Here is a 26,979-nt window from a genome sequence, read left to right as displayed (position 1 = left end):
CGGCTATATATCCATTGTTCTTTGTAAGTCAATTAACGAGACCATTTTTTCACCTACGTTTACCAGCCCTGCCACATACTCACAATTACTCGAATCAGACAGGCTAGGGACGGGCTTGGCGTCTTGCTCTGCAATGCTGTAAACATCAGAAACCGCATCTACTGCGATGCCCATTACTTTTGAATCGTTTTCAAAAGTAACTTTTACAACAATAACAACCGTTAATGGCCCATATTCAGTACTTGGCAAACCAAAACGTAAGCGCAAATCTATTATTGGCACTATGGTGCCGCGAAGGTTTATCACTCCTTTAACAAAATCGGGAGCGTTAGGCAGTACGGTAATTTCTTCCCAGCTTCTGATTTCTTGCACGGTTAATATATCTACACCGTACTCTTCATCAGCCATAATAAAGGTTAGAAATTGCTTAACGCCTTGCTGTTGCTCTAAATCAATTTTGTTATTTAACTCGCTTTGTGCGCTAATCATGAAGCCTCCAGAGGTGTTTTAGAGTCTATGATTAGCTCTTGGCTACCTGGTTTTTTAAGCCCAGATAATTTTATTAAGCCGCTAATATCAACAATTAACGAGACACGCCCGTCGCCTAAAATAGTTGCTCCAGACACGCCATCCACTTTTTGATAATTCGCCTCTAAACTTTTTATTACTACCTGCTGCTGTGAAAGTAAGTCATCAACCAGCAAGCCCACTTTTTGGTTGTCGGTTTCAACAACCACCAGCAAGGTTTTGTCTAATGACTCTATGGCGTTTTGATGATTAAAAATTTGATACAAGCGTAAAATAGGGATGTATTCGTCACGAAGCCTTAGTACATCTAAGTCTTTACCCACTCGGCTTACTTTAGTGATATCAATCTGTAGCGATTCAACAATAGAAATAAGCGGAATAATATAAGTATGCTGGGCAACTTTAACTAATTGGCCATCTAAAATGGCAAGCGTAAGGGGCAGCCTAATTGTAAAGGTAGAGCCAACGCCAGGCGCTGAAGAAACCTCAACAGAGCCATTTAAAGATTGAATATTGCGCTTAACAACATCCATTCCTACACCACGCCCAGATAAGTCGCTAACCGCATCGGCGGTAGAAAAGCCAGGCATAAAAATAAGCTCGTTAATTTCATCATCGGTTAAATTACAGTCAGCGGTAATTAGCTCATTAGCAATGGCTTTTTCTTTTATTTTTTGCGTATTTAAGCCTTGTCCATCGTCCATTATTTCTATCACGATATTACCGCCTTGATGAAAGGCATTTAAGGTCACGGTGCCCACGGGGTCTTTACCTGCGGCAACCCGCTGTTCAATTGTTTCAAGGCCATGGTCGAGCGAGTTTCTGACAAGATGCACCATGGGGTCGGATATTTTTTCCATTACCGTTTTATCAAGCTCGGTTTGCTCGCCTAATAATTTTAACTCCACCTGCTTATTTAGTTTTTGCGCTATATCGCGCACTAAGCGCGGAAACCGGCTAAATACAAAGTTAATCGGTAACATACGAATACGCATAACATTTTCTTGCAGGTCTCGGGTATTGTGCGCCAGCTGCGCAAGGCCTTCTTGTAATGACGTAATGGTCGATTCGCTAATTTCTTGTTCGCTCAACTGATTTAACATGGCTTGTGTTATCACCAGCTCACCGACCATGTTTATTAATGAGTCTACTTTGTCTATTCCTACTCTTATGGATGTAGACTCCGGTGCTGATGTTGGCTTTTTATCGGCTATGGGTTTGCTTTTAGGTTTATCGGGTGCTTTTTTGGCATCGCTAATAGGCTGTGTTTGAGCTGTGCTGTGGTTGCTCTTTTCGTCCGTGTTTGCGGTGTGAGAACTGTCTTCATCAAATAACCCGCCACAGAGCTCTATTTTTATATCGGCATCATCCTCTACCCACTCAAACACCTCTTTAATGGCGGCTTCTTTTTCGCTGGTATTTAAAAAAAAGCGCCAGTGCAAGTAGCACTCGTCACTGCTTAAATCTTTAATATCTGGGATATCGTCTAAAAATGCCTGCGTTTCAAGCTCGCCGAGTTCAGCTAACTCGCTGATCATAAATAAAGGCTCGTTGCCTGTTTTAAAAAGGTGATGATGCGGTTTAAAATCAATTTGAAAAGTATTTACCTCAGCAGCAGCCGTCACTTCGCTTGCCTCGGTTGGGGCTGAATCGGCTTGCATTTCGAGTACAATTTCAAACTGTTTTTTTAAGGTCGTAGCGTGTGATAAATCAGGCTCTTGCTCAGCTTGCAGCTCACCAAGTAACCCGCGCAAGCAATCAACAGCTTTAAGCAATAAATTAACATGTTCGGTGGTTAGCTCGCGCTCGCCTTGGCGTATTTGATCGAGTAAGGTCTCAAGCACATGAGTAAACTCAGCGACAGAGTTAAAGCCAAAGGTGCCACTGCCCCCTTTAATTGAGTGCGCAGCTCTAAAAATAGTATTTATTGTTTCTAAGTCTTCTTCGCCGGGCTCTAAATTTAATAGCTCGGCCTCCATTGTATCTAGGCCTTCAAAACTTTCTTCAAAGAACACTTCAAAAAATTGACTTAAATCTATACTCACGCCGCACTCCTCAGTTAACGAATTACTTTTTTAAGCACCGCTAGTAACTGATCCGGGTTGAATGGCTTTACAATCCAGCCTGTTGCGCCAGCTGCTTTGCCTTCTACTTTTTTATCCAATCCTGACTCGGTAGTTAACATTAGCAGCGGCGTAAATTTATAATTAGGAAGACCTCTGAGTTCTCTGATAAGCGTAATACCATCCATAATGGGCATATTTACATCTGAAATGACCGCATCAAAACTTTGCTGCTTGGCAATCGCAAGAGCCTCGCTGCCATCTTTTGCTTCGGTAACATCAAAACCTGCGGTTTTAAGCGTAAAGCTCACCATTTGACGCATTGACGCAGAATCATCAACCGCTAAAATTTTCTTCATATAAACCTCTACCCTTTACTATCAAGTATTAAATATTGACTTAAGCCAAGTTGATTAATGGCGTTTTGAAGTGCATCACTGTTACCTACCCATACAATTTTATGATGTATGGTAAGTAGGTGTTTTTGCAAAGCACACAAAAGTTGAATTGACGCGGTATCGGCTGAAACAACCTCACTGACATCTAAACAAATATCGTTGTTGCTATTGAGTTCTTGTAATAAATCTTGGTGAAGAGTCTCTACTTGCATAATCGCAAGTTCGCTTGGAAGTTTTAGCATTTTTTCAGGACTTTCCCTGTCAATTCAATTCATAACAAAAGCTTAGCCTTAGTTATTAAAATTGCCATAAAAGGCTCAAAAAAATTAATAAAACTTTTAAAAGTGGCGCTAAAAAGCAAAAAAGGAGCCTAAGCTCCTTTTAAAATGCGTGAAAAGTTTAAAACTAGTTTTTATAGTAATCCGCTATTTGTTTAAATTCGCTAATGAGTTGAGTGGTATTAATAAGGGGCACATTTCCTTGTTGGAACTCAGGCTTAAATATGGCTCTTACCGCTCCATTTGCATCAACTAAAGCCACCGAAGCACTATGATCGACCGCATATTCTGATTCTTGTGAGTCACTAATGGCATAAATTAGGCCAAGCTCTCTCACCACCGGGAATAGGTTTTTGTGCTCACCCGAAACAGCTAAAAATTCAGGGTTAAAATAATCAATATACGCTTTGCGTTTTACCGGCGTATCGCGTTGAGGATCTACCGACATAAACCAAATTTGCAGTGGGTATTCGTTATGTAACTTTTTATACACACTATTTAGCTTCGCAAGCGTTAATGGGCAAATATCAGGGCAACTGGTATAGCCTAAAAACACTAAGTTCCACTGCCCCAAAAATTGCGCTTTGGTTACTAACTCACCGTTTTGGTCGTTAAGTGTAAAATCAGAAAGAGGCTTGGCTTGCTCATACACTAAGGCTTGCACATCGGGTGCACTATTTTGCTCTGAGCAAGCGACTAATAAAAACGAAAAAATTACAACTAAGCTAATCCGTAACTGCTTCATAAAGGGAGCCATTTATCTATAAATAAGATCACGAAGAGTACCATTAAATGCACAATTGAAAAGCGAAATAAGTCCATGGCATTACTATTATCAGGGGCTAGCTTTAGCTTAACCGCTTTATATAAAAAGAGTGCATTGAGCACACATGCGCCGACTAAATAAATACCGCCCGACATACCAATTAAATACGGTAACACGCATACAAGCGCCAGTAATATGGTGTAAGCCACAACACACGTTTTGCAAAAATCGATACCATGAGTCACTGGCAACATAGGAATTTTAGCGCGTTCGTAATCGCTTTTGCGTGCTATTGCCAGTGCCCAAAAATGCGGAGGGGTCCACGTAAATATAATCATTACAAGTAACCATGGTGCGGCTGCCATTTGATTTGTTTCAGAAACCCAACCCAATAAAGGCGGCATTGCGCCAGCTAAACCACCAATCACAATGTTTTGCGGTGTGGCACGCTTTAAAAAAGAGGTGTAAATAAAAGCATATCCCACTAATGCAAACAACGTAAGTACGGCCGTTAGGGTGTTGGCCCAAAGCATTAGCATTATAAAACCGGCAACCCCTATCACACCTGCAAAGCTTAATGCATGGGTTTTACTAAGCCGGCCTTTGGCTACAGGGCGGTGGCGTGTTCGCGCCATTTTTGTATCTATTTCGCTATCAACAACATGGTTTATTACCGCCGCAGCGCCAGAGAGCAACCCAATGCCTAATAAACTAATAAATTGTACTGCAATGCCTCGCCCTACATCAGGCGCCAGTGCCAAGCCAACCCAGGCAGTAAGTACCAACATAGCCACTACTTTAAACTTGCTAATAGCTAAGTAATCTTGCAGTAAATTATAAGCACGTTGAATAAAAGGGTGTGCGCTAATAACTTGTAGTTCTTTTTTGTCGAGTGTGAGTGCCATAATTATTCCCCTTTAAGTGCGTGCTTTTAGGTAGTAACACAACCTAACCATAGTCAATAACAAGATAGCTGCCATTAAATTGTGTGCCAGCGCCACTCCTAGCGGAAAATGCCAATGCACCACCGCAAGCCCCAAACTAATTTGGCACAGTAGCGCAACGAGCACGCTGACAGTACAGTGTTTTATTTTTGCAGATTGCGCCTGACTGTATATACGCCACATAATTAGCGCCAATACAACACATGTAACTAGCGCCCAAATTCTGTGTAGTAGGTGAATAGACATACGCGCCTGTTGCGATAATACTCCGTACTCATAGTTACTGTGCTCAAGCGGTAGCTGAAACACACTACTGAGTGAAAATGGCTGCGCATAACTACACAGCGGTAAGCCATTACAGTGTGGCGCTGCATAATTTGCTGCAAGCCAACCACCTAATGCAATTTGAATAACCAATACAGCCAATGCAACTAAGCTCAATGAAAAGTAGCGTTTAGCGCTACTATCTCCGCCCTCTATGGGTTTACTGGTTAAACGCAGATATAAAAGAGTGATTAGCGATAAAATACTAAACCCCCCCAGTAAATGCCCCATTACAATGAGCGGTTGCAAGTTCATAGTAACGGTCCACATACCCAGCGCTGCCTGAAATATAACTAACAACAATAATGCTAGCGGTAATTTAACCGGCGTGTTTGAGTTATGGCGCTTTACAAAAGCCAACCCAAATAGCGCTAAAATAAGTAACCCCAGCGCACCTGCAAAGTAACGGTGGATCATTTCTTTCCACGCTTTGGCGGTTTCAAACATCATATCTGGGTAACTTTGGGTAGCCAGTGCGATATCGGCTTCATGTTTTGGTACAGTTAAAAAGCCATAGCAACCTGGCCAGTCAGGACAACCAAGCCCTGCGTCACTCAAACGTGTATATGCGCCTAGCCCTACCACTAATAATGCGAGCAACCCTGTTGCAAGTACCCAGTGTTTATAATTTTTATACATAGGAATCTCCCATTAACAATGCGCTATTAGTTAGCTTGAACGAGAATAATTAAGTAGTTTTTTTAAATCTTTTAATAACCCTTTTTGTACTAAGCGGTTTTCTTGAGGCTGCTCTTTAAAGGGATACTCAAGCACCACTAACCCCCTATGATCAATTAAATATAAGCTAGCGGGCTGTAAATTCTGTTGCGCGTTAAAGGTTTTCCAAGGCATGTTCTTAACATTAGGCGCCCCCATTACAGCCATATCAACCTTGCCTTGGTTTTTTCCTAAGGCGATATATAAGTTATCAAGCGCATTGAGCTGCTCATTACACGATGCACTACATTTATTGGAGTAATTAAGTGCAATTGTCCATTGCTTAGGGTTATGTTGCTGCCAGTTTTCAAGCTTTACTTCGTGCTGTAAAAAATCGCCATTATTGGTAATAGCGCTTGGCAACCAGTCTAGTTTTAGCGCACCGTATGCGAGTACGAGTGGTACAGCGCAACATACAACAAACAAAACTAAGGGATTATTTTTCATTGTTAGTCCTCTTTTTACTGGCAAAAATGGCCACCACCACACAGGCTAAGGCTATTAAAAACCATTGCACTGCATACGCTTGGTGCTTTTGCGGACTCATCACCACCGCTGTATAATGCGGTATTGCTAGCGCATCTCCAGTACCTTGACGATAAGCCATAAAGTTAAATAACGATTGATTACTCTGCTCACTTAGCTTTTGTAAATCTATTGATTGAATTCGTTTTTGAAAGTCTTGTTTTGTCGAATTGGTTTGTAAGTTAAAGCTCGCTAAGTTTTGCTCTTTTATTTGCGCTTTAAACGTAAGAGTACTTTTAGGAAGTTGGATGTTCGGTAATTCGCTGCGTGAAATAGGCGCTTTTACCCATCCTAAGTTAACGAGTAAAGCGCCGCTTGCTTGGCTTGGCTTAAATAAAACCAATAAATCGTAACCCACTTGCCCTTGGTAAACTTGGTTATCTAAAAGCCAGTATTGCTGATTTATTATTTTTCCAACAAGCTCAACCACTACACCTGTTTTATTCCACTTTGAAGGCATGGCCTGTAATTGCTGCCAGCTCATTACGCCTTGGGTTTGCATGTTAGCTATAGCTGTTAACTGTTGCTGCTTTTGCTCAGCCCTTGCTAATTGCCAATACCCTAAACGTACACATACCAGCACCACAGCTACCACAACGCAAAGTGCGATAAATGAGCTAAGCTTTTGTTTACGCCTTAAAATTAACTGCATAAAGGGTCAACCCAGTGATTATTAAAATTATTATTGTGCTGCTGTTACTATTTATACTTTTCAACTTGTTTAGAGCGCTATTTATTATGGTGACCGATAAATCTGGCAATCGGCCTATGTCGCATTTTTTAGGCCGTCGCGTACTGTTCTCTGTGGTGGTTTTGGTGATGGTGATAGCCGCTGTAAAACTTGGTTTTATAAAGGCTAATCACTCACCAATCGCCGTTACAACACATACACAAAAACAAATAAACACAGCCATACCACATCAACAAAATGCCAATACCAAGCCGCTGCTTGAAACGCAAAGTGTTTATCTTTCGTAAAATGGCCTTTTAAAATACGCACAAATACAACAAACAAAATAATGGCGCCAAGGGTCACATGCATGCCATGAAAACCTGTCAGCAAAAAGAATGTGTTCCCGTAAATGCCTGCATCTAGTGTTAAGTTTAAGTCGTTGTAGGCATAAATATATTCTTCCACCTGCAATGCTAAAAAGCACACACCCAATAAAATGGTTGCCCCCAACATCACTTTTAGCGGTTTACGTTTATTGTTTTCAATGGCTACGTGAGCAAAGTGCAAAGTAACCGAAGACGCTAATAAAATAAGCGTATTAATAAGGGGTAAGCCTTGCCATCCCATTGCTTGCGTGGTTTCACCTGCTGGTGTGGTTAGTAGTGGCCATACGGCCTCAAAGGAAGGCCAAAGCACCTCGTTGGTCATCGCATTATTCCCAGCGCCGCCAAGCCAAGGCACAGACAAAACACGGGCGTAAAATAATGCGCCAAAAAAGGCCATAAAAAACATAACTTCAGAGAATATAAACCAGCTCATGCCCTGTCTGAACGAGCGGTCCATTTGCGCTGAATATAAGCCCTGGTCTGATTCGCTAATTACATTTTTAAACCAGCTAAAAATCATATACAGCAGCACTGCAATGCCTGCATATAGCAAATACACACCGCTGCCCCCTGCACTTTCTAAATTCATGACTGTTAACGCCGCACCCACTGCAATAAAAAATAACGCCACCGCGCCCACTATGGGCCAAGGGCTTTGCTCGGGTACGTAGTAGTTTTCATAATCTTGATTCATGTTACTTGCTCCTAGTTTTACACTAGACATGCAGGCTAGTTATTACTTGCTACTAGCTGCTCACTAATATCAAATACGGTGTACGATAAAGTTAGCTCTTCTACATCGCTCGGCAATGCGGTATCAACATAAAAAAGCAGCTTAAACTCAAGTTCTTCACCCGCTTTAAGGGGTTGTTTATCAAAGCAAAAGCACGCTATTTTATGTAAGTACTTGGCTGCCTTTCCGGGCGATACAGAAGGTACCGCTTGCATTACTTTATCGATATCACTGGTGTTTTTTGCGCTAAACATTACCTCACGCATAGCACCCGGTTTCACATCAACACTGTATTCTTTAGATTTAACAATAAACGGCGCACCACTTTGCGCATGGGTTGTAAAGCTCACACCTATTTCTCGGTTTTCAGTGATTTGTGTACTTTGTTCAGCTTGCTCAAGCGACGGCTTGCCATTAAGCCCAGTTATGTCGCAAAACACGTCATATAAGGGCACTAAGGCAAATGCAAAAGCAAACATACCTATACAAATAAGAATTAGGCGCTTTAATAGCGGTGCGTGTGTCATTATTTAATTTCCGGCGGTGTAGAAAAAGTATGATACGGCGCAGGAGAGTCTACTTCCCACTCTAAACCTTCAGCACCATCCCATACTTTTGCAGGGACTTTATCGCCCCCTCGAGCACATTTAATTACCACAGCCACAAAGAGTAACTGCGATAAACCAAAGGCAAACCCACCTATGCTTATAATCGCGTTAAAATCAGCAAACTGCAGAGCGTAATCGGGAATGCGGCGCGGCATACCTGCCAACCCTACAAAATGCATAGGGAAAAACAGCACATTAACGCTTACCAACGATAACCAAAAATGCCACTTAGCCAAGGCAATGTTGTACATATTGCCCGTCCATTTAGGCAGCCAATAATAAGCCCCTGCCATAATAGAAAATATTGCTCCCGTAACTAACACGTAATGAAAGTGCGCCACCACAAAGTAAGTATCGTGATACTGAAAATCAGCTGGTGTTATAGCCAACATCAAGCCCGAAAAGCCCCCTAAGGTAAACAGCACAATAAAAGCAATACTAAATAGCATGGGTACTTCAAAACTTATTGAACCTCGCCACATAGTGGCCACCCAGTTAAAAACTTTTACCCCTGTAGGTACCGATATGAGCATGGTCGCGTACATAAAAAATAGCTCGCCAGCAACGGGCATACCGGTCGTAAACATATGATGCGCCCACACTATAAAGCTTAGTAATGCGATAGAAGAAGTGGCGTATACCATGGAGGCATAACCAAATAGTTTTTTACGAGAGAACGTAGGCACGATAGTCGAAATAATACCAAAGGCGGGTAAAATCATGATGTACACTTCGGGATGGCCAAAAAACCAAAATATGTGCTGAAACATTACCGGATCGCCGCCACCTGCTGCATCAAAAAAGCTGGTTCCAAAGTATTTATCGGTCAACACCATAGTAACCGCTCCGGCCAATACAGGCATAACAGCAATTAATAAAAATGCGGTTATTAGCCATGTCCAAACAAATAATGGTAGCTTCATCCATGTCATGCCTGGGGCACGTAAGTTAACAATGGTCACAATCACGTTTATTGCGCCCATAATTGAGCTAATCCCCATAATGTGCACTGCAAACACAAACATTGCGGTGTTATCGTTACTGTACGTTGTAGAAAGCGGCGCATAGAACGTCCAGCCAAATGCGGGGCCGCCTCCAGGCATTAATAACGATGCCAATAAAATTAAAAAAGCGAAGGGTAAAATCCAAAAGCTCCAATTGTTCATTCTGGGCAGTGCCATATCTGGCGCACCAATCATGAGCGGTACCATCCAGTTAGCAAGCCCCGTAAAGGCTGGCATTACAGCACCAAACACCATAATTAAGCCGTGTACTGTGGTCATTTGGTTAAAAAAGTGAGGATCTACCAATTGTAATCCTGGCTGAAATAACTCAGCCCGAATAACCATAGCCATTGCACCACCAATTAAAAACATCGCCAGCGAAAAAATTAAGTACATGCTGCCAATATCTTTATGGTTTGTTGTATATAACCAGCGTTTAAAACCTTTGGCTGGATGGTGGCCGTGGTGAGCGTCATTGGCGTGTGGTTGTTCTACTATGCTACTCATTAGTTCGCCTCCCCATCAGCATCAAGTGCTGCCTGAATTTCACTAGGTTGGATAACATCACCCGTATCGTTACCCCACGCATTGCGTTTGTAGGTAATTACTGCCGCAAGTTGCTTTATAGATAACTGCTTTGCAAATGCCTGCATTGCGGTGCCAGGACGGCCATGAATTACAATATCTATATGATCTTTTATATCACCAAGCACAATGGGGCTGCCTTTAAGCGCTGGAAACACACCCGGTAACCCCATACCTGTTGGCTGATGACACGCAGCGCAACTTGCCATATACACTTGCTCACCTAGCGTCATTAACTCTTCTTTAGGAATCGTTTTCTCAAGTAGGGCTGCATCGGCTAATGCCGCTTTCTGCTTAGCTTGCTTAGCATCTGCAAGCCACGCGTTAAAATCCTCTTGTGACTTAGCTTCAACTACCACGGGCATAAAACCATGATCTTTACCGCACAGTTCGGCGCACTGGCCACGGTAAATACCCTCTTCGTTGATGTTGGTCCACGTTTCATTAATAAACCCCGGGTTGGCATCTTTTTTAACGGCAAAATCAGGTACCCACCAAGAGTGAATAACATCATCAGAGGTCATTAAAAAACGCACCTTTTGATTAATTGGCAGTACTAAAGGTTTATCAACCTCAAGTAAGTAATTAGGGTTTTTATTAGCAAGGTTGGCTATTTCGTCTTGAGGGGTAGACAAAATAGAATAAAACTCCACGTCTTCGCCCATATATTCATAATGCCACTTCCACTGTGATCCAGTGATTTTAATGGTTAAGTCGGCCTTACTGGCATCTTCCATTGCAATCAAGGTTTTAGTGGCAGGGATTGCCATGGCAATTAAAATAACAAACGGAATGGCAGTCCAAAGAATTTCTACTTTGGTACTTTCATGAAATTGGGCAGGAACTGCCCCTTTAGATTTACGGTGATGAATTAGTGCCCAAAACATAATTGCGAACACTATCACCCCAATCACACAACATATTAAAAATATTGTCATGTGTAGCTGATATACATTATTACTTATATCGGTTACGCCCTTGCGCATATTGTATTGGCTATTAGCCAGCACTTGCTGCGGGAACATAATCAATACAAGCCACAAGGCAGAGGTCAGTTTACCCATGTGACGGCTCCTTTGATGCTATTGCGAATGCAAAGCGAAGAGGCATACGGCTTAAACGCCAATTCGTTATTTTTATTATTTAACCAACCTAATTTGTTTTGATTGGTATAGCTGCGTCAACAATGAATGTGTATTTGTGTGTTCTCAAAACCAAAAAGCTGTGAGTTATTGTTAGCCCAGCACATTAATGATTAGCTAAAAAACGTACAACAAGCAAGTTTTAGTATAAAAAACAAACAAGTTGTATTTTAAAATAAGCTTTAATTACGCCAGCTTAAACACAAGTTAGTTGCTAAATAGCGAGTAAAACTAGGGGTGCATCATATAAAAGAGGAGTTAAGTGCGAGTGCAAAAAAGTTTACAGGCTAAATAATTTTAGGGCGCTTTGAGGTAGCGGAAGGTCTTTCTTAAAACAAAAATGCACACTTAAAAGTGCGCATTTATAAAAAGTTACTTAAAAATAGTTAAAAATTACATCCAGTCGGCATTTCTTATTACGCCAACAGCTAAACCTTCAATATTAAAAGATTCGTTTTCAAGGTCTACCTCTATAGGCGTAAACTCTTCGTTTTCGGCGTGTAATAATACTTTTCGGCCTGCTTTTTCGAGGCGCTTTACGGTTACGTCTTCATCTACCCGCGCAACCACAACTTGGCCGTTTTCAGCTGTTTGAGTACGGTGTACAGCAAGTAAGTCGCCGTCCATAATGCCTATATCTTTCATACTCATACCGTTAACACGCAGTAAAAAGTCAGCGGCAGGTTTAAACATAAGTGGGTCTATTTTGCAGTGGCTCTCAACATGTTCTTGCGCCAAAATAGGCGAACCCGCTGCAACTCGACCTATTAATGGCAGACCTAGTTGCTCTGGCTCTTCTTCTTCAACCAATTGAATACCACGGCTTGCGCCTGGCTTCATTTTAATAACACCTTTTTTGGCAAGCGCTTTTAAGTGCTCTTCTGCGGCATTAGCACTTTTAAAACCTAGTGTTTGCGCAATTTCGGCACGTGTAGGAGGCATACCAGTGTCTTTAATAAAAACTTTTATTAGTTCGAGTATTTGAGCTTGGCGTTTAGTTAATGGTCGCATACAACTGGTTTTCCATACAGTACATTTAACTGTGAGTATATACAGTTAAATAAAAATCGCAAATTTAAATTGCGCTTTAAAATAGCTAAACACACCGCACTTGGATATATTTTAGGTAATTACAGACGTTCAGTATTTAAAATGCTATAAATTTGCTTTCAACATAAAGGAGTAATTATGAGTATTTGGCACCAACCCATCACTTTAGAGCTTTGCAAACAGTTAGAGGAAGGCATTGACGGCCAAGGCACATTAATGAAAACCATGGGTATTGAAGTCACAGAAATTGGTGACGATTACCTAGTTGCCACAATGCCAGCAATTCCTGAGCATCATAACCCTATGGGGATGGTACATGGTGGTGCAAATGTAGTACTTGCCGAAACAGTAGCAAGCTATGCTGCTAATTTTGTTGTCGATTTTACAAAGTTTTATTGTGTAGGGCAGGAAATTAGCGCAAGCCATTTAAAAGCATCTCGCAATGGTACTTTAACTGCAACCGCTAGGGCTTTTCATATTGGTAAGCGTAGTTCTGTGTGGGAAATAAAAATAACAAATAGCCGCAATGAGCTGTGCTGCGTATCAAAAATGACCGCAGCAGTTGTAGAGCGCAGATAATTACTTATTGTTATTTTTCGATAGGATAAATAGTAATTTCCATACCTGCACCAATCGCAGATATACGTAGCAGTGTGTCTGCATGTAAGGCTTGGTTAAAACATTTAGGCGACGTGCCCGATTCAAAGCCAATATCAAACGTTCTTCGCGAGCAGCTGAGCCATTGTTTAAGCGCATTACGTGAACACGACTCAATAAGCTCGCACAAATGGTTAATCGCTTTATCTGGTGTTGATATTTCACCTGAGGCTTCAATACGCGCAAGTTGACGATATTCGTCTTTGTCATAATGCAAAACCGTCGCGTTTTTCTTTAAGTCTGCCACTAAGGCGCTAATATCATGTTTAGACTCAAGCTCTAGATCTACATTTAAAAATTGAATTTCCGACATTGTCTGCTTTTTACCCTCTTATAGTTTCATCGCAAACTTTAACGCAGTTTTACTTTTATACCAAATCAACTAAGCGGTAAACATGGCTTTATTAATAGAAAATACCTATTTAAACGCCATTGGCACCTAATTTGCCTTATTAAACGGGTTAGGCTAGTTAAGCACAAATTTAGCGTTTATGTATGAAAGTTATACACACACTGTGTAATTAAAAGCTGTAGGAGAACAATAATGGTAGATCATGGTCCGCAAATTAAAAATGATGAACAGTACGATGCACTTCGCGATGAAGGCATGAGCAAACAAAAAGCCGCGCGAATTGCTAATAGTAATACTCATAAAACCGCAGTTAAAGGCGGCAAAGCCTCAAAGTATGAGAAGCGCACTAAAAAACAGTTATACGATCAAGCAAAAGAGGTAGGCATTAGTGGCCGCTCAAAAATGAGCAAACAAGAGCTAATAGATGCCCTGCGTGAGCATTAAACGCAGCCTCACTGATTTTTTATCGCTCCTTTTTATTATTTTTATAAAGTTAGAGTAAGCTTATGAATAACTGCGACAAAATGTCGCAGTAAAAGCATGGGCAGCTGTAATACACTAACGCTAAAAATAATAAGAAGCACAAAATGAGAAAACAACTCTTTAAGCGCGCACGAAAACTTCATAAGTGGCTAGGCTATTTACTTGCCTTACAAATTTTAGCTTGGCTTTTAGGTGGCTTAGTAATGAGCGCGATACCACTTGAATACGTACATGGTAAGCACCTTGCAAAACGCACACTTACAAACCCATTTACACAAGCAGACTACTCCACATCACTCGATAATATTACGTCACAAGTGGCTAACCCCACTCAAATAATATTTGAGCACTTTTTAACTACCCCGCTTATTACTGTTATTAACAGCACCGAGCAGCAAAGCTTTAATGGCTTAACGGGCCGCCCTTTTAAGCCACCCACTAAAATACAAATCACCGCTAATGCGCAGGCTCATTTGCTCATCGACGCTAAACCAGTAAGTACCACATTTTTAAAACAAGGGACTCGAGAGGTCGGATACAAAACAAATGTGTGGCAAGTACAATTTAAAGACACCTTTAATACCACGCTGTATTTAAATGCAATTAACGGCAAAGTAATTACTGTTCGCAGCACTCTATGGCGTATATTCGACTTTTTTTGGATGCTGCACATAATGGATTACGACGAGCGAGAAGATTTTAACAACCCATTACTAATCAGCTTTGCAGCCACCAGCGTGCTATTTTGTTTATGCGGCATGTTGCTACTTTTGCAAAATTTAAGGCTTAAAAGGATTTTTAAATAGGTTTATATTTTAATTTCAAGGCCTTAAACTAGCGCCTCCTGTAGTTCACGTATGTGATGGATATGCTTAAATTTATTTTAGCCTTTGTGGCTTGTTGTATTTGTTTTTCGGCATCGAGTGAGGAATTTACCCGTTTTTCAACGGCTAAAAGGCACTTAATTAAAACCCTGCCTAATAACGCCAAAAGCCTCTACTGCGGCTGCGACATTAAAAAACAAGGTAAAAAACTAGTGCCAGATCCAGCGGGTTGTGGTTATGTGCCTCGTAATACATTTACCCGCTCAGGCAAAGTAAACCAGCGCGCTTTACGTATTGAATGGGAGCACATAGTGCCCGCATGGGAATTTGGCCACCAGCTACAATGCTGGCAAAACGGCGGACGTAAAAACTGTCGAAAGGTCAGTGCCAAATTTAGAAAAATGGAAGCCGACATAAACAACTTAGCCCCCGCTATTGGCGAAATTAACGCCGATCGCTCTAACTACCGCTTTGGAATGCTGAGCGAAAATGCCACTCAATATGGCCGCTGCCAGGTAAAGGTTAACTTTAGACAACGCGTAGTAGAGCCGCCATTTTATGCCCGCAAACGCATTGCCGACACCTACGCTTATATGCAAAAAACATATGGCTTAAAAATATCAGCCAAACAACAAAAGCTATTTGATGCGTGGAAAAAACAAGCATTTGCAGATAAAAGCAGCGCAAGCAAGCTTTAACACAAGCGAAATGTTATACACTCATTTACATAATTTAGAGTCTAATACGTTGAATAAATGAGCGGGTGTTGTAGTATTTTAAACAACTTATTTACAAAAAGTAGTTCTGTATGTTTAAAAATAACAAAGCATCACTCGCTATTATTGCTGCACTCTCAAGCCTAACACTTGCTGGCTGTGGCGGTGGTAGCAGCATGAATGAAACGCCCGCTCCAGTCATCACACCTCCTGCAAGCACAGCCCCAACATGGACGGCAGGTGTATTTGAGCCATCGGATGAGTTAAAAAACTTTTGCGAAAACCCACGCACAGGTAACGATCCGTTTAATAATAATGAGCCTTACCCAGACCAAGCCGGTTCAGCACTTTACGAAAAGCTTTGGCTTCGCTCGTGGAGCAATGAAACCTACCTTTGGTATGATGAAATAGCCGATAACGACCCTGAAAACTTTGCTACAGTGGCCAGTTATTTTGCCCAACTAAAAACCGAAGAACTAACCGACTCTGGTGATAAAAAAGATAACTTTCATTTTTCAGAGCCCTCCGAGGACTACTTTCAAGAAGCACAATCAGGTGTAACCTCAGGCTATGGCATAAACTGGGCATTTATAGGCGACCCAGCTGATAGAATTTTGCGTGTTGCCTACCTAGAAGATGACTCACCAGCAAGCCAAATTGGTTTTCAACGTGGCGATACGGTGCTCGAAGTTGATGGCGTAAGCATTAATACCAGCACACAAGCAGGCGTAGATACCCTAAACGAAGGCTTATTTAGCCCCACTAATGGCGACTCGCACACCATCGTTGTGCGCAGTAACGATGGCGCTGAAAAAACCTTTAACGTAACGGCTGGCAACATAGAACAAACGCCTGTACAAAACGTAAAAACCATTACCACCGAAAATGGCACTAGCGTAGGGTACATGCAGTTTAATAGTCATATAAGTATTGCTCAAGAAGGCTTAATTGCGGCGGTTAATAAATTTAAAACCGATAACGTAGAAGAACTTGTTATTGATTTTAGATACAACGGAGGCGGTTTATTAGCGCTTTCTTCGCAGCTTGCCTACATGGTAGCCGGCAGTGCTAATATCCAAAACCGTATTTATTACCAAACTCAGCGAAACGACAAGCAACCTGTAGAGTCACCTTTCCCGTTCATAGATGAAGAAATTGATTACTCAACCTTTTTTAGCACCGGTGATAACCTACCCGACTTAAACTTATCTAAAGTGTATGTGCTTAGCACATCAGGCACCTGTTCGGCATCGGAAGCCTTTATTAATGGTCTAAAAGGCATTGACGCCGAGGTAATACTCATTGGCGACACGACCTGCGGTAAACCATACGGTTTTACTCCAACACATAACTGTGGCACCACTTATTACACCATTCAATTTAGTGGCGTAAACAGTAAAGGGTTTGGTGAATATGCAGCAGGGTTTACGCCTACGCCAACACCGCAGTTTGATGCGGATGTGAAAGGTTGTGTAGTGAGTGATGACTTCGACAATCAATTAGGCGATCCAAACGAAGGGATACTCTCTACTGCGCTTTACCATATAGATAATAACGGCACGTGCCCTATTAGCACCGCCTCTGCGAGTATCAAAACGCAAATACAAAGCGCGGCTGGCGATAGCAAGCAACTATTACCTCTAAACGCACCTAATGACTTTAACCGTGGCAATATGGATTTAACATGGCCTACGTTAAATAAGGATAAGTAATGGCTAAACTACTGGCAATATTAACCTTATTATTTATTGGAGGCTGTAACAGTATGAATACTGCCACTGCCAAGCCTGCACTACTTACCGAGGTAAACCCAGGCGTTATAGCCACGCTCCAGCAAGCGATTATAAAAGCGAAAGGCGGCACACTAGTTACACTGGCCGACACCGTTTTTACCAAACGCAGTGAGCTTTTACTAAGCCATGGTACAAGTAAAGATTCAAATGGCATGCCCATAATGGGCGCGCATAATATAAAGTCTGAAAAATTTGTTTTACAAATAATTGCCGAGCAGTGCGTGCTTTATTATCCTAAAAAAGATCTTACTATTGAGCTTAAAAACGTAAGTTGTAAAGCGCAATAAAATACTATTAACAAGGCACACAGCATTAATACTGTGTGCCTTTATCATTTTTCACTTGGTTTATAAGTCTTGATGCGGACCAAACACTTCGTAATGAATATGCTCGTTTTTAACGCCTAGTGCCAATAACTGGCTTTTCACAAACGCCATAAAACCAGCGGGGCCACATAAGTAAAAATCGCCATTTTTAAGAGGTAACTGTGTTTTTATGGCCGTTAAATCCATTAGCCCAGTAAAATCAGCCCCATCACTGCTTTGATTAAACCACGTTATAGTTTGCAAGCTGTTATAAGCCGTACTTAACTCATTTAAATAGCGTGCAAACGCGTGCTGCTGAGTATTTTCGCACGCATGTAAATACATAATATTTTGCTTAGGGTTATCGCTTAATAACGTTTCGAGCATTGCAAGCATTGGCGTTTGCCCAACACCTGCTGAAATAAGTACTGCTGGGTTTGTGTTATTACGTAAAAAGAAATCTCCTGCAGGCGGGTATAGTTCAACTATGTCACCTTGTGTTAGTGAGTGTAAATAATTAGATACCACACCAGGCTTTGGCTGTAGCTCTTTTTTAACACTAATACGGTAGTTTTTACCGTTACTTTTTTGCGAAATAGAATACTGGCGAATTTCTTCATATTCAGCGCCCTCTGGCTTAACTTTAATACCTAAATATTGACCAGGTTTATGGGTAATAACGGCCTCGCCATCGACCGGCGTAAATGTAAAGCTTGTAACCAATTCTGATTCAGTTTGCTTGCTGGTTATTTCAAATTGGCGAGTACCCGCCCAGCCACCGAGTGTGTTTTTACTATGCTCATATAAAGCCGCTTCTTCGGTAATACAAATATCAGCAAGCAGTGCGTAAGCTTCACGCCATGCGTATTCTACATCTGGCGTAAACTGCTCTGGTATTAGCTCTTTTAAGGTGCCAATTAAATGAGCACCAACAATGGGATAGTGCTCTGGTAAAATATTTAAACTGGTGTGTTTATGGTTAATGCGCGCTAATGCCTCTTTTAACACCGCTAAATTATCAATATTTTGGGCGTATGCCGCTAAGGCGTTAAACAAAGCAAATTGCTGGCGGCCGGTGTCCTGGTTGGTCATATTAAAAATATTTTTAAGCTCTGGGTTATGGCTAAATAGTCGCTTATAAAAATGATCGGTCACAACCGTGCCAGCCTGTGCTAACAGCGGAACAGTGCTTTTAACAATTTCAATGGTTTTATCAGATAACATAAAATAGTCCTATAGGTAAGCTAACCACGACGCCCATCAACACGACGCCGCGTTAATATAGGTGTGCAGTAAATTAAAAATAATAAAAAAGCCACTAACCACAGCAAGGCACTTATTTGCCAAGCAAAGTGTGGCCAAATAATTAAGGGGAGTATTGAGCGCGTAATCGCTGCTACCAGCACTAGCAAAAAAGCAACAGATATATATTTAGGAGTATTAAGCGTGCGCCCTGTATGACCAAGCGATACACGGGTCATCATAGATAAAATCATCATCCCTATTGTGCCAATAGTGATAAGGTGGAGCGCGTCTTTGAAGGGGATTACGCTTGTGTAAAAGCTCAGCGCAATTAGCAATAGACCAACACCTAAAGCAAGATAAGAAAAATGCAAAGACCATAATAAAGGCACTTTTAGCACGTTTGCATGCCACCAAATCTTTGCACGAATTAAGTGAAGCACTGCCACTATTGCAACAATGAATGCAGGGCTAATTGAGCTTAAAAATAACTTGCTGATAAAAAATAAAGTTATTGCCAGTATTGATAAATACAGCAGTGCTTTATCAATTTTAGGAGTGCGTATTTGCTCACTAAATGCTAAGCCCCTAGCAGTAAAAAAGGGAAGCACCCTTCCTGCAACAATGCCGACCAGTAAGCTAATAACGAGTACAGCGGTGTCAACCACAGCCAATGCAAGCTGCATGTTGTTATTTAAAACAAGGAGTAAATAAAGTGTATTGAGGACGCACAACACGCTTAAAATAGCTAAAAACTGATAGTTATTTTTACTGCGTGCTGTAAATAGCATATTAGCCAGTGCCGCAATTGCACCTAGCCACCATGCTAGCTGTAGCAAAATGACAAGCCATAAATTAGCGTTAGCAAAATTTGGCATCTCTATAAAAAACGCTAAACGCGCACTTACCCATATTAAAGTAAGTAGCATAAGTGCTTTACCACTTATGCTTTCAACGCCTGTCCACGTTTGTGCCGCCGTAAGTAAAAAGCCTACAGCTACTACGCCAGCAAAGCCAAATAGCATTTCGTGCGCGTGCCAAAGTGTGGCTGGTATTGTTAAATGCCAATTAGCATGGCCTGTTAAAATAAGTAACCAATAACCTATTGATAAAAATGCCAGCAAACCGCCTGCTAAAAAGTAAGGTCTAAATGCAAGCATCCATAACGGCCATTTAGTTACTTGATAAATAGCTATGCGCGCCGGCACTGGCTCTGTTAAGTTTAGTGGGCGCATTAGCGTACTTCCTGCCCTAAACCATGCTGGGCAACACAACGCAGTACATAACTAACTTTTAAAATAGCTGCCACTACAATAGTGCCAATATGCGCTGATATTTGTACCTGCATCGAAAAGTACTCTGCATATGGGTAGCTAATTAAAATGCTCACAACCATACAAACAGCGCTAAGCCCTAATACGGCATTAGCAGTAAATAAAAGCGATTCAAAAAATGAGCCTAACTCAATATTGTTGCTTACATTATTTATTGTAAGTGTGTTCATAACGACCCCGTAACTATTAACGTTACTTAGCTATTACACATACTGTGCCAACAAAATAAAGTTATACTATTCAGTGCTTTAAATAAAAACGCTTTACAATTTGAGTCTTTATGACACACTTCAATTTAATTCATAAAAACACGAATAGGTCATTTTGACATGAACCAACAGTTCAACCTTACCCAAGTGGCTTTAGAGCTTGCCCAAAGCACCCTGCACGAGCACAGCTTTGATCAATTATTGGCAACGGTTGAACGTGTAATACCTAGCGATGCCAGTGCATTACTTGTCATCCAGGGCGAGCAGCTTAAGCCCTTAGCTATTAAAGGTCTGATGCCCGACAGCCTTGGCAGACGCTTTAAAATAGCAGAGCACCCACGATTAGCAGCCATTTGTAGCGCAAGCCACGCATTACAATTTGCACACGACTGCCCACTGCCCGACCCATACGACGGCTTACTGCTGGCTAAAACGGGCGATATTCCTGTGCATGCCTGTTTAGGCTTACCCCTTTATGATAAAAATGCTCTACTTGGCGTACTCACGTTTGATAGCCTTAACGCACATGCCTTTAGCAGTATCAGCACAGATACGCTAAGCACCTTACAAACGCTGTGTAGTGCACATTTTAAAACGGCTCTAGAGCTTGCCCATTACAAACACCATGCGCAGCATTCAAGTGCACTTGTGCAAGAGTTAACGCGTGACGCGCTTACTCGCGATGGCGGTGAAATAATTGGCCAAAGCCCAGTAATGCAAACGCTTAAAAACGAAATAAAACTTGTTGCGGCCTCTAACTTTAGTGTGCTGGTGTTAGGAGAAACGGGCGTAGGAAAAGAGCTAGTAGCGCGTAATATTCACTTAAATTCTGCCCGTAAAGATCAGCCACTCATTCATTTAAATTGTGCATCACTTCCCGAAAACCTTGCAGAGAGTGAGTTTTTTGGCCACGCCAAAGGCGCTTTTACTGGCGCACAAAATGCCCGCCAAGGTAAGTTTCAGCTAGCTGATGGCGGCACATTATTTTTAGACGAAATTGGCGAGCTGCCATTGGCTATGCAAAGCAAATTATTACGTGTGTTACAAAGTGGTGAAATTCAAACCGTTGGTGAAGACACACCAAAATACGTAGATGTTCGAGTAGTGGCTGCCACTAATCGTGATTTAAAGCATGAGGTAGCACAAGGCCGCTTTAGAGCCGACTTATATCACCGGCTAAGTGTTTATCCTATTACCGTACCGCCACTTAATAAACGTGAGCACGACATAACCCTACTCGCGGGTTATTTTATTGAGCAAACAGCCCGTAAATTAGGTATTAAACAATTAAAGCTAAGCACTGAAGCGCAAGTATTGCTCAACCAATACAGTTGGCCTGGTAATGTACGCGAGCTTGAACATGTTATTAGCCGCAGCGCATTAAAAGCTAAGCAAAGCCAATGGCAAAACCCTATAGTTACAATTACCAGCAAGCACTGCGATTTAACCCCACAGTTAAGTAATACAGAGCAAGTTAGCTCCCAAAGCACCGTTAACTCTGCCTTCAATCAGCCATTAAAGCAGGCCGTTGAATCTTTACAGTTTAAAATTATAACCGAACAGCTAAAGCTACATAATTATAACTGGGCAGCCACTGCACGCATGCTTGAGCTCGACAGAGCCAACCTTGTACGCCTTGCCAAACGTTTAGGTATTAAGGTTAAAAAAACTATTTAACCTGAATTCTGGTTAAGAGATTTAAAAACGCTATAAATAATAACGATATTTAAGCTTGTTTCTCTCTAGCTAGAAATTTTTGGTGAAAACAAGGCGAATTTACGCGTCAATAGCTGGCTTATTGCAAGTAAATTCAACGCAGTTAGCGCTAAAAATAGCTGCTTGAGATAGATTTATTATCCAGAACTCAGGTTATTCAAAGGTCTGGGATTTATTAAAGTGCGCTTTTAATAAGCTTGCAAATGCTTGTACTTTTGCAGTGCGATGCACTAAATGGTGTGTTACAAGCCATACATCAGTTTGCCAACTCAGTTCACTATGTAAAATAGGTACTAAATCAGTATATTGGGCTGCTACCCCGTGCTGTAAACCGCCTATACCTAAGCCTTTAATTATGGCCCGTGTTGCTTCGGAGGTTTCTGAAACCCGTAACTTTATTTGCTGCGCCGGAATGTGCTTATCAGCCCACTCAAAATAAGGAACACGTGCATTAAAACCCGCCACACCCGATACAAAGTTATGATGCTGTAAGTCATTTAATGTTTTAGGCATACCATACTTGTTTATATAGCGTTTGTTGGCGTAAAGGCTCGATGTAAGCTTAGTTAAATGCTGAGCGATATAATCCCCCTCATCTGGCCTTGGCCCTGCGCGCACTGCAATATGTGCTTGGCCATGATCTAGCCTTAACCGCTTTTGTTCTAAAATAACTTCAAGCTGCACCTGAGGGTGTAAAGCCTGAAACTTTTCGCACACATCGCCCAGCACATCCATAAACCCACTTACCGTAGTAAGTAATAAACCTCCACGTAACGTACTGTCGGCAGCGGCAATATCGTTATGTAATTGCTCAAGTGATGAATCTATAGTTTGCGCTGTAGTAAATAATTTAGCGCCAATTTCAGTTACTTTATAACCCCGAGCATGGCGATGAAATAAACGCGTATCTAAGTTTTTTTCAAGGCTATTAATACGCCTAAGTACTGTACTGTGGTGCACATTTAAAACCTCTGCAGCAGCTGTAAGCGTACCAAGCCTTGCCACCTCAAAGGCAACTTTTATGTCTTGCCAATCATCAAACTTTATTACCATGCTACCCGCCTTCTACTTATGTGCATATACGCACACAAGTGTTGCGTTTATTCGGGTTTTCTACAAGTTAAAGTTTGCTACATTAGTGTCACATCCAGCAAATAAAAGGTCTCAATTATGTCAGCACCAAAAATTATCGCGCTCGCGGGTAGTCTGCGCAAAGATAGCTTTAACCAAAAACTCATTAACGAAGCAGCACGTTTTGCTCTGCAAACAGGTGCCGAAGTAGAAGTAATTAAACTCGCCGATTTAAATTTGCCGTTATTTAGCGAAGACATTGAAGGGCAAGGCACCCCAGCCGATGCACAACATTTAAAAGACAAGTTACGCGCTGCTGATGGTATTTTACTGGCAAGCCCAGAGTATAACGGCTCCATTACTGCTGCACTTAAAAATGCAATTGATTGGGCATCACGTACTGAGCAAGGCGCTCTGCCTGCATTTCGCAACAAAGTAGTGGCATTATTTGCTACATCACCTGGTGGGCTTGGTGGCTTGCGCGGCCTAAACCATGTACGCGATATTTTAAGTGGTATTGGCTCATTAGTACTTGCCGATCAGCTTGCTGTGCCTTCGGCATTTACTGTATTTGACGAAGATGGAAAAATCACTGATCCAGCCACTGCTGAAAAAGTTAGCGTATTAACGCAGCAGCTCGTTTCTGTTGCTAGTAAATTAAGTTAATTTTTACGATTGTGTCGCTGCTAATTTAGCAGCGATAAAATCAGTGTGCGCTACATATAAAAGCCCAGCCACTTTGCGTATTACATACTCTTCTTGGGGATCTATCTCCCCATCGGCATACGCCAATCGCCATAATAGCTCAATAATTTCAATGCGCTGCGCCGCACTGCAGTGATCGTTAATCTGCTTAGAAAATTGAAAGTAATCAATTGCCCCATCTAAGCTGCCTGCGGCATTCGTGGTCAGCTCATCAACTTCTGAATCTGTTAAATTAAAGTATTTTTTTAAGGTTACAGTCAGGGTGTGTTGTTCATTATGGTCGAGCTTAGAATCAGCACGCATTACTTCAATAAGCAGCGCAGCAACCGCTGTTTTTAGATCATGCTGCTCTATGCTTGGCTGCTGCTCGTCAAAAGCGGCAAACAGTTGTTTTATTTGTTTGAACATCACATATTCTCTTTTTGGGTGTTAGACTTAACTTAAATACATCGCACTTAATGCTTTATTAATGGGTATTAAGTTCGCAAATTAAAGGATACATTTTTATGAAAGGCTTATACACACCGCATTTAGTTGTTGGCGCTGCATTGCTAGCCTTTTCTGGTATAGGGAGCGCCTTTGCAGAAGTGGGCGAAAAAGAAAAGTCATACGACTTTGATAACAAAGTACATTACTACCAAACCAAAATTGGTGAAGACAACTATAAAATAGAAATACAATCAGACGATTACAAACACTTTGCTAATCAAAGTATGTTTTTACTGCGCCACGCAGACAGATTATGCCGCGGCAGAACCTTTATGTTAAAAGTGCTTGAAGGCGTGCAAGAGTACGAACGTTTTCCTACTAAACCACGCGCTTATCAACCACCATTAAACGTTTTACTACAATGTGACGCACCCGAGAAAAAATAAAAATAGTTTATTTTTCGTAGCCCCACGGCGCAACGGGTGGAGTAATTGGTTTAGTTAAATTAAAGTCCACCTTAAACTCGCGCCCTTGGCGAATTAGCCTATAAGTAAATACCTCAGGATAAATATACATTTGCCATGTATTACCTGCCGACTGTGCAATACCTTGTGCTACAAATAACTCTTTAGAGTATTGATCGGCTGGAAACGACTGCATTTGTGCAAAACCCGCATCAAGTGTGTGACCGCCATACATAGTTGAAGCATCGTCGCTGCCATCTTTATGGCGATGATCGTGCTTTAAGCTCAAACCACTGCCCGTTTTAGTAATGATCCACGTACGTGATGCATCATCTCCCACATGAAATGGCACTTGCAGCTCGCTATCTGTACATTTACGTACATGCATAATTAATTTTTTATTTTCAAATGAGCTCGGGCCTTTTGCGTTATCTACGCTTACTTTGCCCTCAAACGCTTTACCACAATGCGCTGCAATATTATTAAAAAACGCATCATGTGTAGGTATAGACACCAAAGGCGCTGGGCGCGCAAAAGCTGCTGATGAGGCAAGTAATAAGGTTGCTGCCGTTAATAATTTCATAAAGTACTCTTATAATAGTTTTTTAATACCATAGCGGTTTAAGCTAATAATGGGAAATAGCTGCGGTGAGTGGCTTTTCTGCTCTGTTTTTCATTAATGTTAAAAGTGAATGATGGAAGTCTTGAAAAATTACCTCACCCCATATTCGCGAATAAACACCAAAATTTGTATTATCTTGCACGGTTGTTTTTAAGGTTAAAATGGTATTGCCGCTTTTATCTTCACTTAACCCATACCCACCGTAAAGAGGTGAGAAGTATTCGCCGCCTAGCTTTACGTGTTTATCGAGTGCGTCATCGGGAATGGCATCAGGGTCTATCTCAAATCTATAAAGCATCTGTTTATTTGGCTGCCAATCCGTAATCACTTCCTTAAATATAACCCCTTTTTGCCATTTACTGGTTCTAACAGCCCCAACACCCGTAGCATTCATATTTGCCTCTAAAGGTTTAGGTACACCTATTAATTGAGTGAGTGAAAATGGTAATTCTTGTGGCTCTATCTTGCTTACATTTGCAAGCTGCTGCCATACACGATTTATAGGCGCTTCAATAACTATAGAGTTGGTGACTTCATATGTTTTTGATAAGTGTAAATAATTCACCTCAATAGGTGAGAGCAATACAGGAAGCAAAGCAATTGAAAGTAAAGAGCGGTTAGCGTTTTTTGTTTTACGGTGTTTAATAAAGCCTGCCAGTAAACCGCCCATACTTGCAAAGAGCATAAAGGCAGGTAATGCCATTGCCACGCAAATACTGCCTTCCAGTAGTGTAATAACGCTTACAAGTAAAAAAACAAAAATTGGCTGCCAAGCAATTGTCACCATTTGCCTTTTAGTTAATGTTTTTGAGCTTTTAAATTCAAAATGAATACGAATATAGCCAATTGCAACGGGCACTAAAAGCATAAAGGAAATAGACACAAGGCTGCTTAAATTGTATGTATCAAGTAGATCTACAAACAGCCGCATAAATATGCCGTAAAGCGTACCGAGTAAAATACCAATTGATTTAGGGGATTGAATTTGCATTATATTTCTTATTATTTGAGTAACCATTGAACGTAGCAGATGCGCTATATCAGTTCAATTAAAATACACAGACCACTACTTAGACTAAAGGATAGCAGCCCTACTTTTATAATGCTTCATCTAATTAGAACAAGCATAAAAAATATAAGCACTTGATTTAAAATAAAATAAAGTTAAGTTCATTTTCTTGCTGAGAAATTCAACTCGCAGGTTTAGCGTTAAATAATGCCATACACGACCTTTTGCCTATACATTCCTAAGTAAAAGCTGATCTACCCTGCTCCTTCACTATTCATTTGCTTTAACAAAAGCCGTATTAATAAATAAGCAACGAGTAACAGG

32 protein-coding genes are annotated in these 26,979 nt (G+C 41.3%); 10 read left to right on the top strand and 22 right to left on the bottom strand.

Features of this window, described 5'->3' with window-relative positions:
• Positions 1-3 precede the first annotated feature (3 nt).
• From CWC16_RS06845 to CWC16_RS06805, 9 genes are all read right to left on the bottom strand, one after another.
• Entirely contained in the window at positions 4-489 is a 486-nt protein-coding gene (locus tag CWC16_RS06845; RefSeq protein WP_055015456.1) for a chemotaxis protein CheW, read from the bottom strand.
• The gene (locus CWC16_RS06840; RefSeq protein WP_138540997.1) at positions 486-2,573 is read right to left on the bottom strand and encodes a chemotaxis protein CheA; all 2,088 of its coding nucleotides are present in this window, start codon (positions 2,571-2,573) and stop codon (positions 486-488) included. Before CWC16_RS06840 ends, CWC16_RS06845 begins: the two co-directional genes overlap by 4 nt.
• 14 nt (positions 2,574-2,587) lie before the next feature.
• Positions 2,588-2,950, bottom strand: a complete 363-nt coding sequence (locus tag CWC16_RS06835) for a response regulator (protein WP_138540996.1) — start codon at positions 2,948-2,950, stop codon at positions 2,588-2,590.
• 8 nt (positions 2,951-2,958) lie between these two features.
• The gene (locus CWC16_RS06830; RefSeq protein ID WP_502705072.1) at positions 2,959-3,255 is read right to left on the bottom strand and encodes an STAS domain-containing protein; all 297 of its coding nucleotides are present in this window, start codon (positions 3,253-3,255) and stop codon (positions 2,959-2,961) included.
• A 139-nt stretch (positions 3,256-3,394) separates the two neighbouring features.
• Positions 3,395-4,012, bottom strand: coding sequence for an SCO family protein (locus CWC16_RS06825; protein WP_138540994.1), 618 nt, complete (start codon positions 4,010-4,012; stop codon positions 3,395-3,397).
• Positions 4,009-4,938, bottom strand: a complete 930-nt coding sequence (gene cyoE / locus CWC16_RS06820; RefSeq protein WP_138540993.1) for a heme o synthase — start codon at positions 4,936-4,938, stop codon at positions 4,009-4,011. The genes CWC16_RS06825 and cyoE overlap by 4 nt, the downstream gene beginning before the upstream one ends.
• A 12-nt stretch (positions 4,939-4,950) precedes the next feature.
• The gene (locus CWC16_RS06815; RefSeq protein ID WP_138540992.1) at positions 4,951-5,940 is read right to left on the bottom strand and encodes a COX15/CtaA family protein; all 990 of its coding nucleotides are present in this window, start codon (positions 5,938-5,940) and stop codon (positions 4,951-4,953) included.
• 30 nt (positions 5,941-5,970) lie between these two features.
• Entirely contained in the window at positions 5,971-6,465 is a 495-nt protein-coding gene (locus tag CWC16_RS06810) for a hypothetical protein (RefSeq protein WP_055015462.1), read from the bottom strand.
• Positions 6,455-7,195: an SURF1 family protein gene (locus CWC16_RS06805; RefSeq protein WP_138540991.1), complete on the bottom strand. Its 741-nt coding sequence runs from the start codon at positions 7,193-7,195 to the stop codon at positions 6,455-6,457. Before CWC16_RS06805 ends, CWC16_RS06810 begins: the two co-directional genes overlap by 11 nt.
• A 14-nt stretch (positions 7,196-7,209) precedes the next feature.
• On the opposite strand from CWC16_RS06805, the gene CWC16_RS20385 reads away from it, so the two are divergent.
• A complete protein-coding gene (locus CWC16_RS20385; protein WP_138540990.1) occupies positions 7,210-7,521 on the top strand; it encodes a DUF2909 domain-containing protein in 312 nt (103 codons plus the stop codon).
• On the opposite strand, the gene CWC16_RS06795 is transcribed toward CWC16_RS20385, so the two are convergent.
• The 5 genes from CWC16_RS06795 to lexA form a co-directional block, all read right to left on the bottom strand.
• Positions 7,421-8,296: a cytochrome c oxidase subunit 3 gene (locus CWC16_RS06795; RefSeq protein ID WP_138540989.1), complete on the bottom strand. Its 876-nt coding sequence runs from the start codon at positions 8,294-8,296 to the stop codon at positions 7,421-7,423. The genes CWC16_RS20385 and CWC16_RS06795 overlap by 101 nt on opposite strands.
• Positions 8,297-8,331: 35 nt before the next feature.
• Positions 8,332-8,862 carry a cytochrome c oxidase assembly protein gene (locus tag CWC16_RS06790; RefSeq protein ID WP_138540988.1) on the bottom strand — a complete coding sequence of 177 codons (531 nt, stop codon included), beginning with the start codon at positions 8,860-8,862 and terminating at the stop codon, positions 8,332-8,334.
• Entirely contained in the window at positions 8,862-10,454 is a 1,593-nt protein-coding gene (gene ctaD, locus CWC16_RS06785; protein ID WP_138540987.1) for a cytochrome c oxidase subunit I, read from the bottom strand. Before ctaD ends, CWC16_RS06790 begins: the two co-directional genes overlap by 1 nt.
• On the bottom strand, positions 10,454-11,596 hold the full coding sequence (gene coxB, locus CWC16_RS06780; RefSeq protein WP_138540986.1) for a cytochrome c oxidase subunit II: 1,143 nt from the start codon (positions 11,594-11,596) through the stop codon (positions 10,454-10,456). The genes ctaD and coxB overlap by 1 nt, the downstream gene beginning before the upstream one ends.
• Positions 11,597-12,067: 471 nt before the next feature.
• Entirely contained in the window at positions 12,068-12,685 is a 618-nt protein-coding gene (gene lexA, locus CWC16_RS06775) for a transcriptional repressor LexA (RefSeq protein WP_004588213.1), read from the bottom strand.
• A 177-nt stretch (positions 12,686-12,862) separates the two neighbouring features.
• Between lexA and CWC16_RS06770 the strand changes: the two genes are divergently transcribed.
• The gene (locus tag CWC16_RS06770) at positions 12,863-13,303 is read left to right on the top strand and encodes a PaaI family thioesterase (protein ID WP_138540985.1); all 441 of its coding nucleotides are present in this window, start codon (positions 12,863-12,865) and stop codon (positions 13,301-13,303) included.
• Between the two features lie 10 nt (positions 13,304-13,313).
• On the opposite strand, the gene CWC16_RS06765 is transcribed toward CWC16_RS06770, so the two are convergent.
• Entirely contained in the window at positions 13,314-13,694 is a 381-nt protein-coding gene (locus CWC16_RS06765; protein ID WP_058547956.1) for a hypothetical protein, read from the bottom strand.
• A 231-nt stretch (positions 13,695-13,925) separates the two neighbouring features.
• Here CWC16_RS06765 and CWC16_RS06760 point away from each other — a divergent pair, with 231 nt between their 5' ends.
• The 5 genes from CWC16_RS06760 (at position 13,926) to CWC16_RS06740 (ending at position 17,836) form a co-directional block, all read left to right on the top strand.
• Positions 13,926-14,177 carry a DUF7218 family protein gene (locus tag CWC16_RS06760; protein WP_249929189.1) on the top strand — a complete coding sequence of 84 codons (252 nt, stop codon included), beginning with the start codon at positions 13,926-13,928 and terminating at the stop codon, positions 14,175-14,177.
• Between the two features lie 143 nt (positions 14,178-14,320).
• Positions 14,321-15,022 (top strand): hypothetical protein, encoded by a 702-nt coding sequence (locus CWC16_RS06755; RefSeq protein WP_138540983.1) that lies wholly within the window; start codon positions 14,321-14,323, stop codon positions 15,020-15,022.
• A gap of 56 nt (positions 15,023-15,078) precedes the next feature.
• The gene (locus CWC16_RS06750; protein WP_138540982.1) at positions 15,079-15,738 is read left to right on the top strand and encodes an endonuclease; all 660 of its coding nucleotides are present in this window, start codon (positions 15,079-15,081) and stop codon (positions 15,736-15,738) included.
• 110 nt (positions 15,739-15,848) lie between these two features.
• Complete coding sequence (locus tag CWC16_RS06745; RefSeq protein WP_138540981.1) at positions 15,849-17,468, top strand: S41 family peptidase; 1,620 nt, start codon at positions 15,849-15,851, stop codon at positions 17,466-17,468.
• The gene (locus tag CWC16_RS06740; protein WP_138540980.1) at positions 17,468-17,836 is read left to right on the top strand and encodes a hypothetical protein; all 369 of its coding nucleotides are present in this window, start codon (positions 17,468-17,470) and stop codon (positions 17,834-17,836) included. The genes CWC16_RS06745 and CWC16_RS06740 overlap by 1 nt, the downstream gene beginning before the upstream one ends.
• A 60-nt stretch (positions 17,837-17,896) precedes the next feature.
• Here the strand turns inward: CWC16_RS06740 and hmpA are convergent, their stop codons facing one another.
• The 3 genes from hmpA to CWC16_RS06725 are packed head-to-tail and all read right to left on the bottom strand — an operon-like array spanning position 17,897 to position 20,600.
• Positions 17,897-19,078, bottom strand: coding sequence for an NO-inducible flavohemoprotein (hmpA, locus tag CWC16_RS06735; protein ID WP_138540979.1), 1,182 nt, complete (start codon positions 19,076-19,078; stop codon positions 17,897-17,899).
• A 20-nt stretch (positions 19,079-19,098) separates the two neighbouring features.
• Complete coding sequence (locus tag CWC16_RS06730) at positions 19,099-20,331, bottom strand: NnrS family protein (protein ID WP_138540978.1); 1,233 nt, start codon at positions 20,329-20,331, stop codon at positions 19,099-19,101.
• The gene (locus CWC16_RS06725) at positions 20,331-20,600 is read right to left on the bottom strand and encodes a hypothetical protein (RefSeq protein ID WP_138540977.1); all 270 of its coding nucleotides are present in this window, start codon (positions 20,598-20,600) and stop codon (positions 20,331-20,333) included. The genes CWC16_RS06730 and CWC16_RS06725 overlap by 1 nt, the downstream gene beginning before the upstream one ends.
• Before the next feature lie 159 nt (positions 20,601-20,759).
• Between CWC16_RS06725 and norR the strand changes: the two genes are divergently transcribed.
• On the top strand, positions 20,760-22,316 hold the full coding sequence (norR, locus tag CWC16_RS06720) for a nitric oxide reductase transcriptional regulator NorR (protein WP_138540976.1): 1,557 nt from the start codon (positions 20,760-20,762) through the stop codon (positions 22,314-22,316).
• A 192-nt stretch (positions 22,317-22,508) separates the two neighbouring features.
• Here the strand turns inward: norR and CWC16_RS06715 are convergent, their stop codons facing one another.
• Positions 22,509-23,408: a LysR family transcriptional regulator gene (locus tag CWC16_RS06715; protein WP_138540975.1), complete on the bottom strand. Its 900-nt coding sequence runs from the start codon at positions 23,406-23,408 to the stop codon at positions 22,509-22,511.
• Between the two features lie 117 nt (positions 23,409-23,525).
• Here CWC16_RS06715 and CWC16_RS06710 point away from each other — a divergent pair, with 117 nt between their 5' ends.
• Positions 23,526-24,092 carry an NADPH-dependent FMN reductase gene (locus CWC16_RS06710; protein ID WP_138540974.1) on the top strand — a complete coding sequence of 189 codons (567 nt, stop codon included), beginning with the start codon at positions 23,526-23,528 and terminating at the stop codon, positions 24,090-24,092.
• A 3-nt stretch (positions 24,093-24,095) separates the two neighbouring features.
• On the opposite strand, the gene CWC16_RS06705 is transcribed toward CWC16_RS06710, so the two are convergent.
• Positions 24,096-24,539: a tellurite resistance TerB family protein gene (locus tag CWC16_RS06705; RefSeq protein WP_138540973.1), complete on the bottom strand. Its 444-nt coding sequence runs from the start codon at positions 24,537-24,539 to the stop codon at positions 24,096-24,098.
• Positions 24,540-24,637: 98 nt separating this feature from the next.
• Between CWC16_RS06705 and CWC16_RS06700 the strand changes: the two genes are divergently transcribed.
• Positions 24,638-25,006, top strand: coding sequence for a hypothetical protein (locus CWC16_RS06700; RefSeq protein ID WP_138540972.1), 369 nt, complete (start codon positions 24,638-24,640; stop codon positions 25,004-25,006).
• Between the two features lie 7 nt (positions 25,007-25,013).
• On the opposite strand, the gene CWC16_RS06695 is transcribed toward CWC16_RS06700, so the two are convergent.
• Entirely contained in the window at positions 25,014-25,607 is a 594-nt protein-coding gene (locus tag CWC16_RS06695; protein ID WP_138540971.1) for a hypothetical protein, read from the bottom strand.
• A 43-nt stretch (positions 25,608-25,650) separates the two neighbouring features.
• Entirely contained in the window at positions 25,651-26,637 is a 987-nt protein-coding gene (locus tag CWC16_RS06690) for an SRPBCC family protein (protein ID WP_138540970.1), read from the bottom strand.
• Positions 26,638-26,979 lie beyond the last annotated feature (342 nt).

The sequence above is a fragment of the Pseudoalteromonas sp. S3776 genome (assembly GCF_005886915.1).
Taxonomy (GTDB): Bacteria; Pseudomonadota; Gammaproteobacteria; order Enterobacterales; family Alteromonadaceae; genus Pseudoalteromonas.
This window is presented reverse-complemented; position numbering and strand designations above follow the sequence as displayed.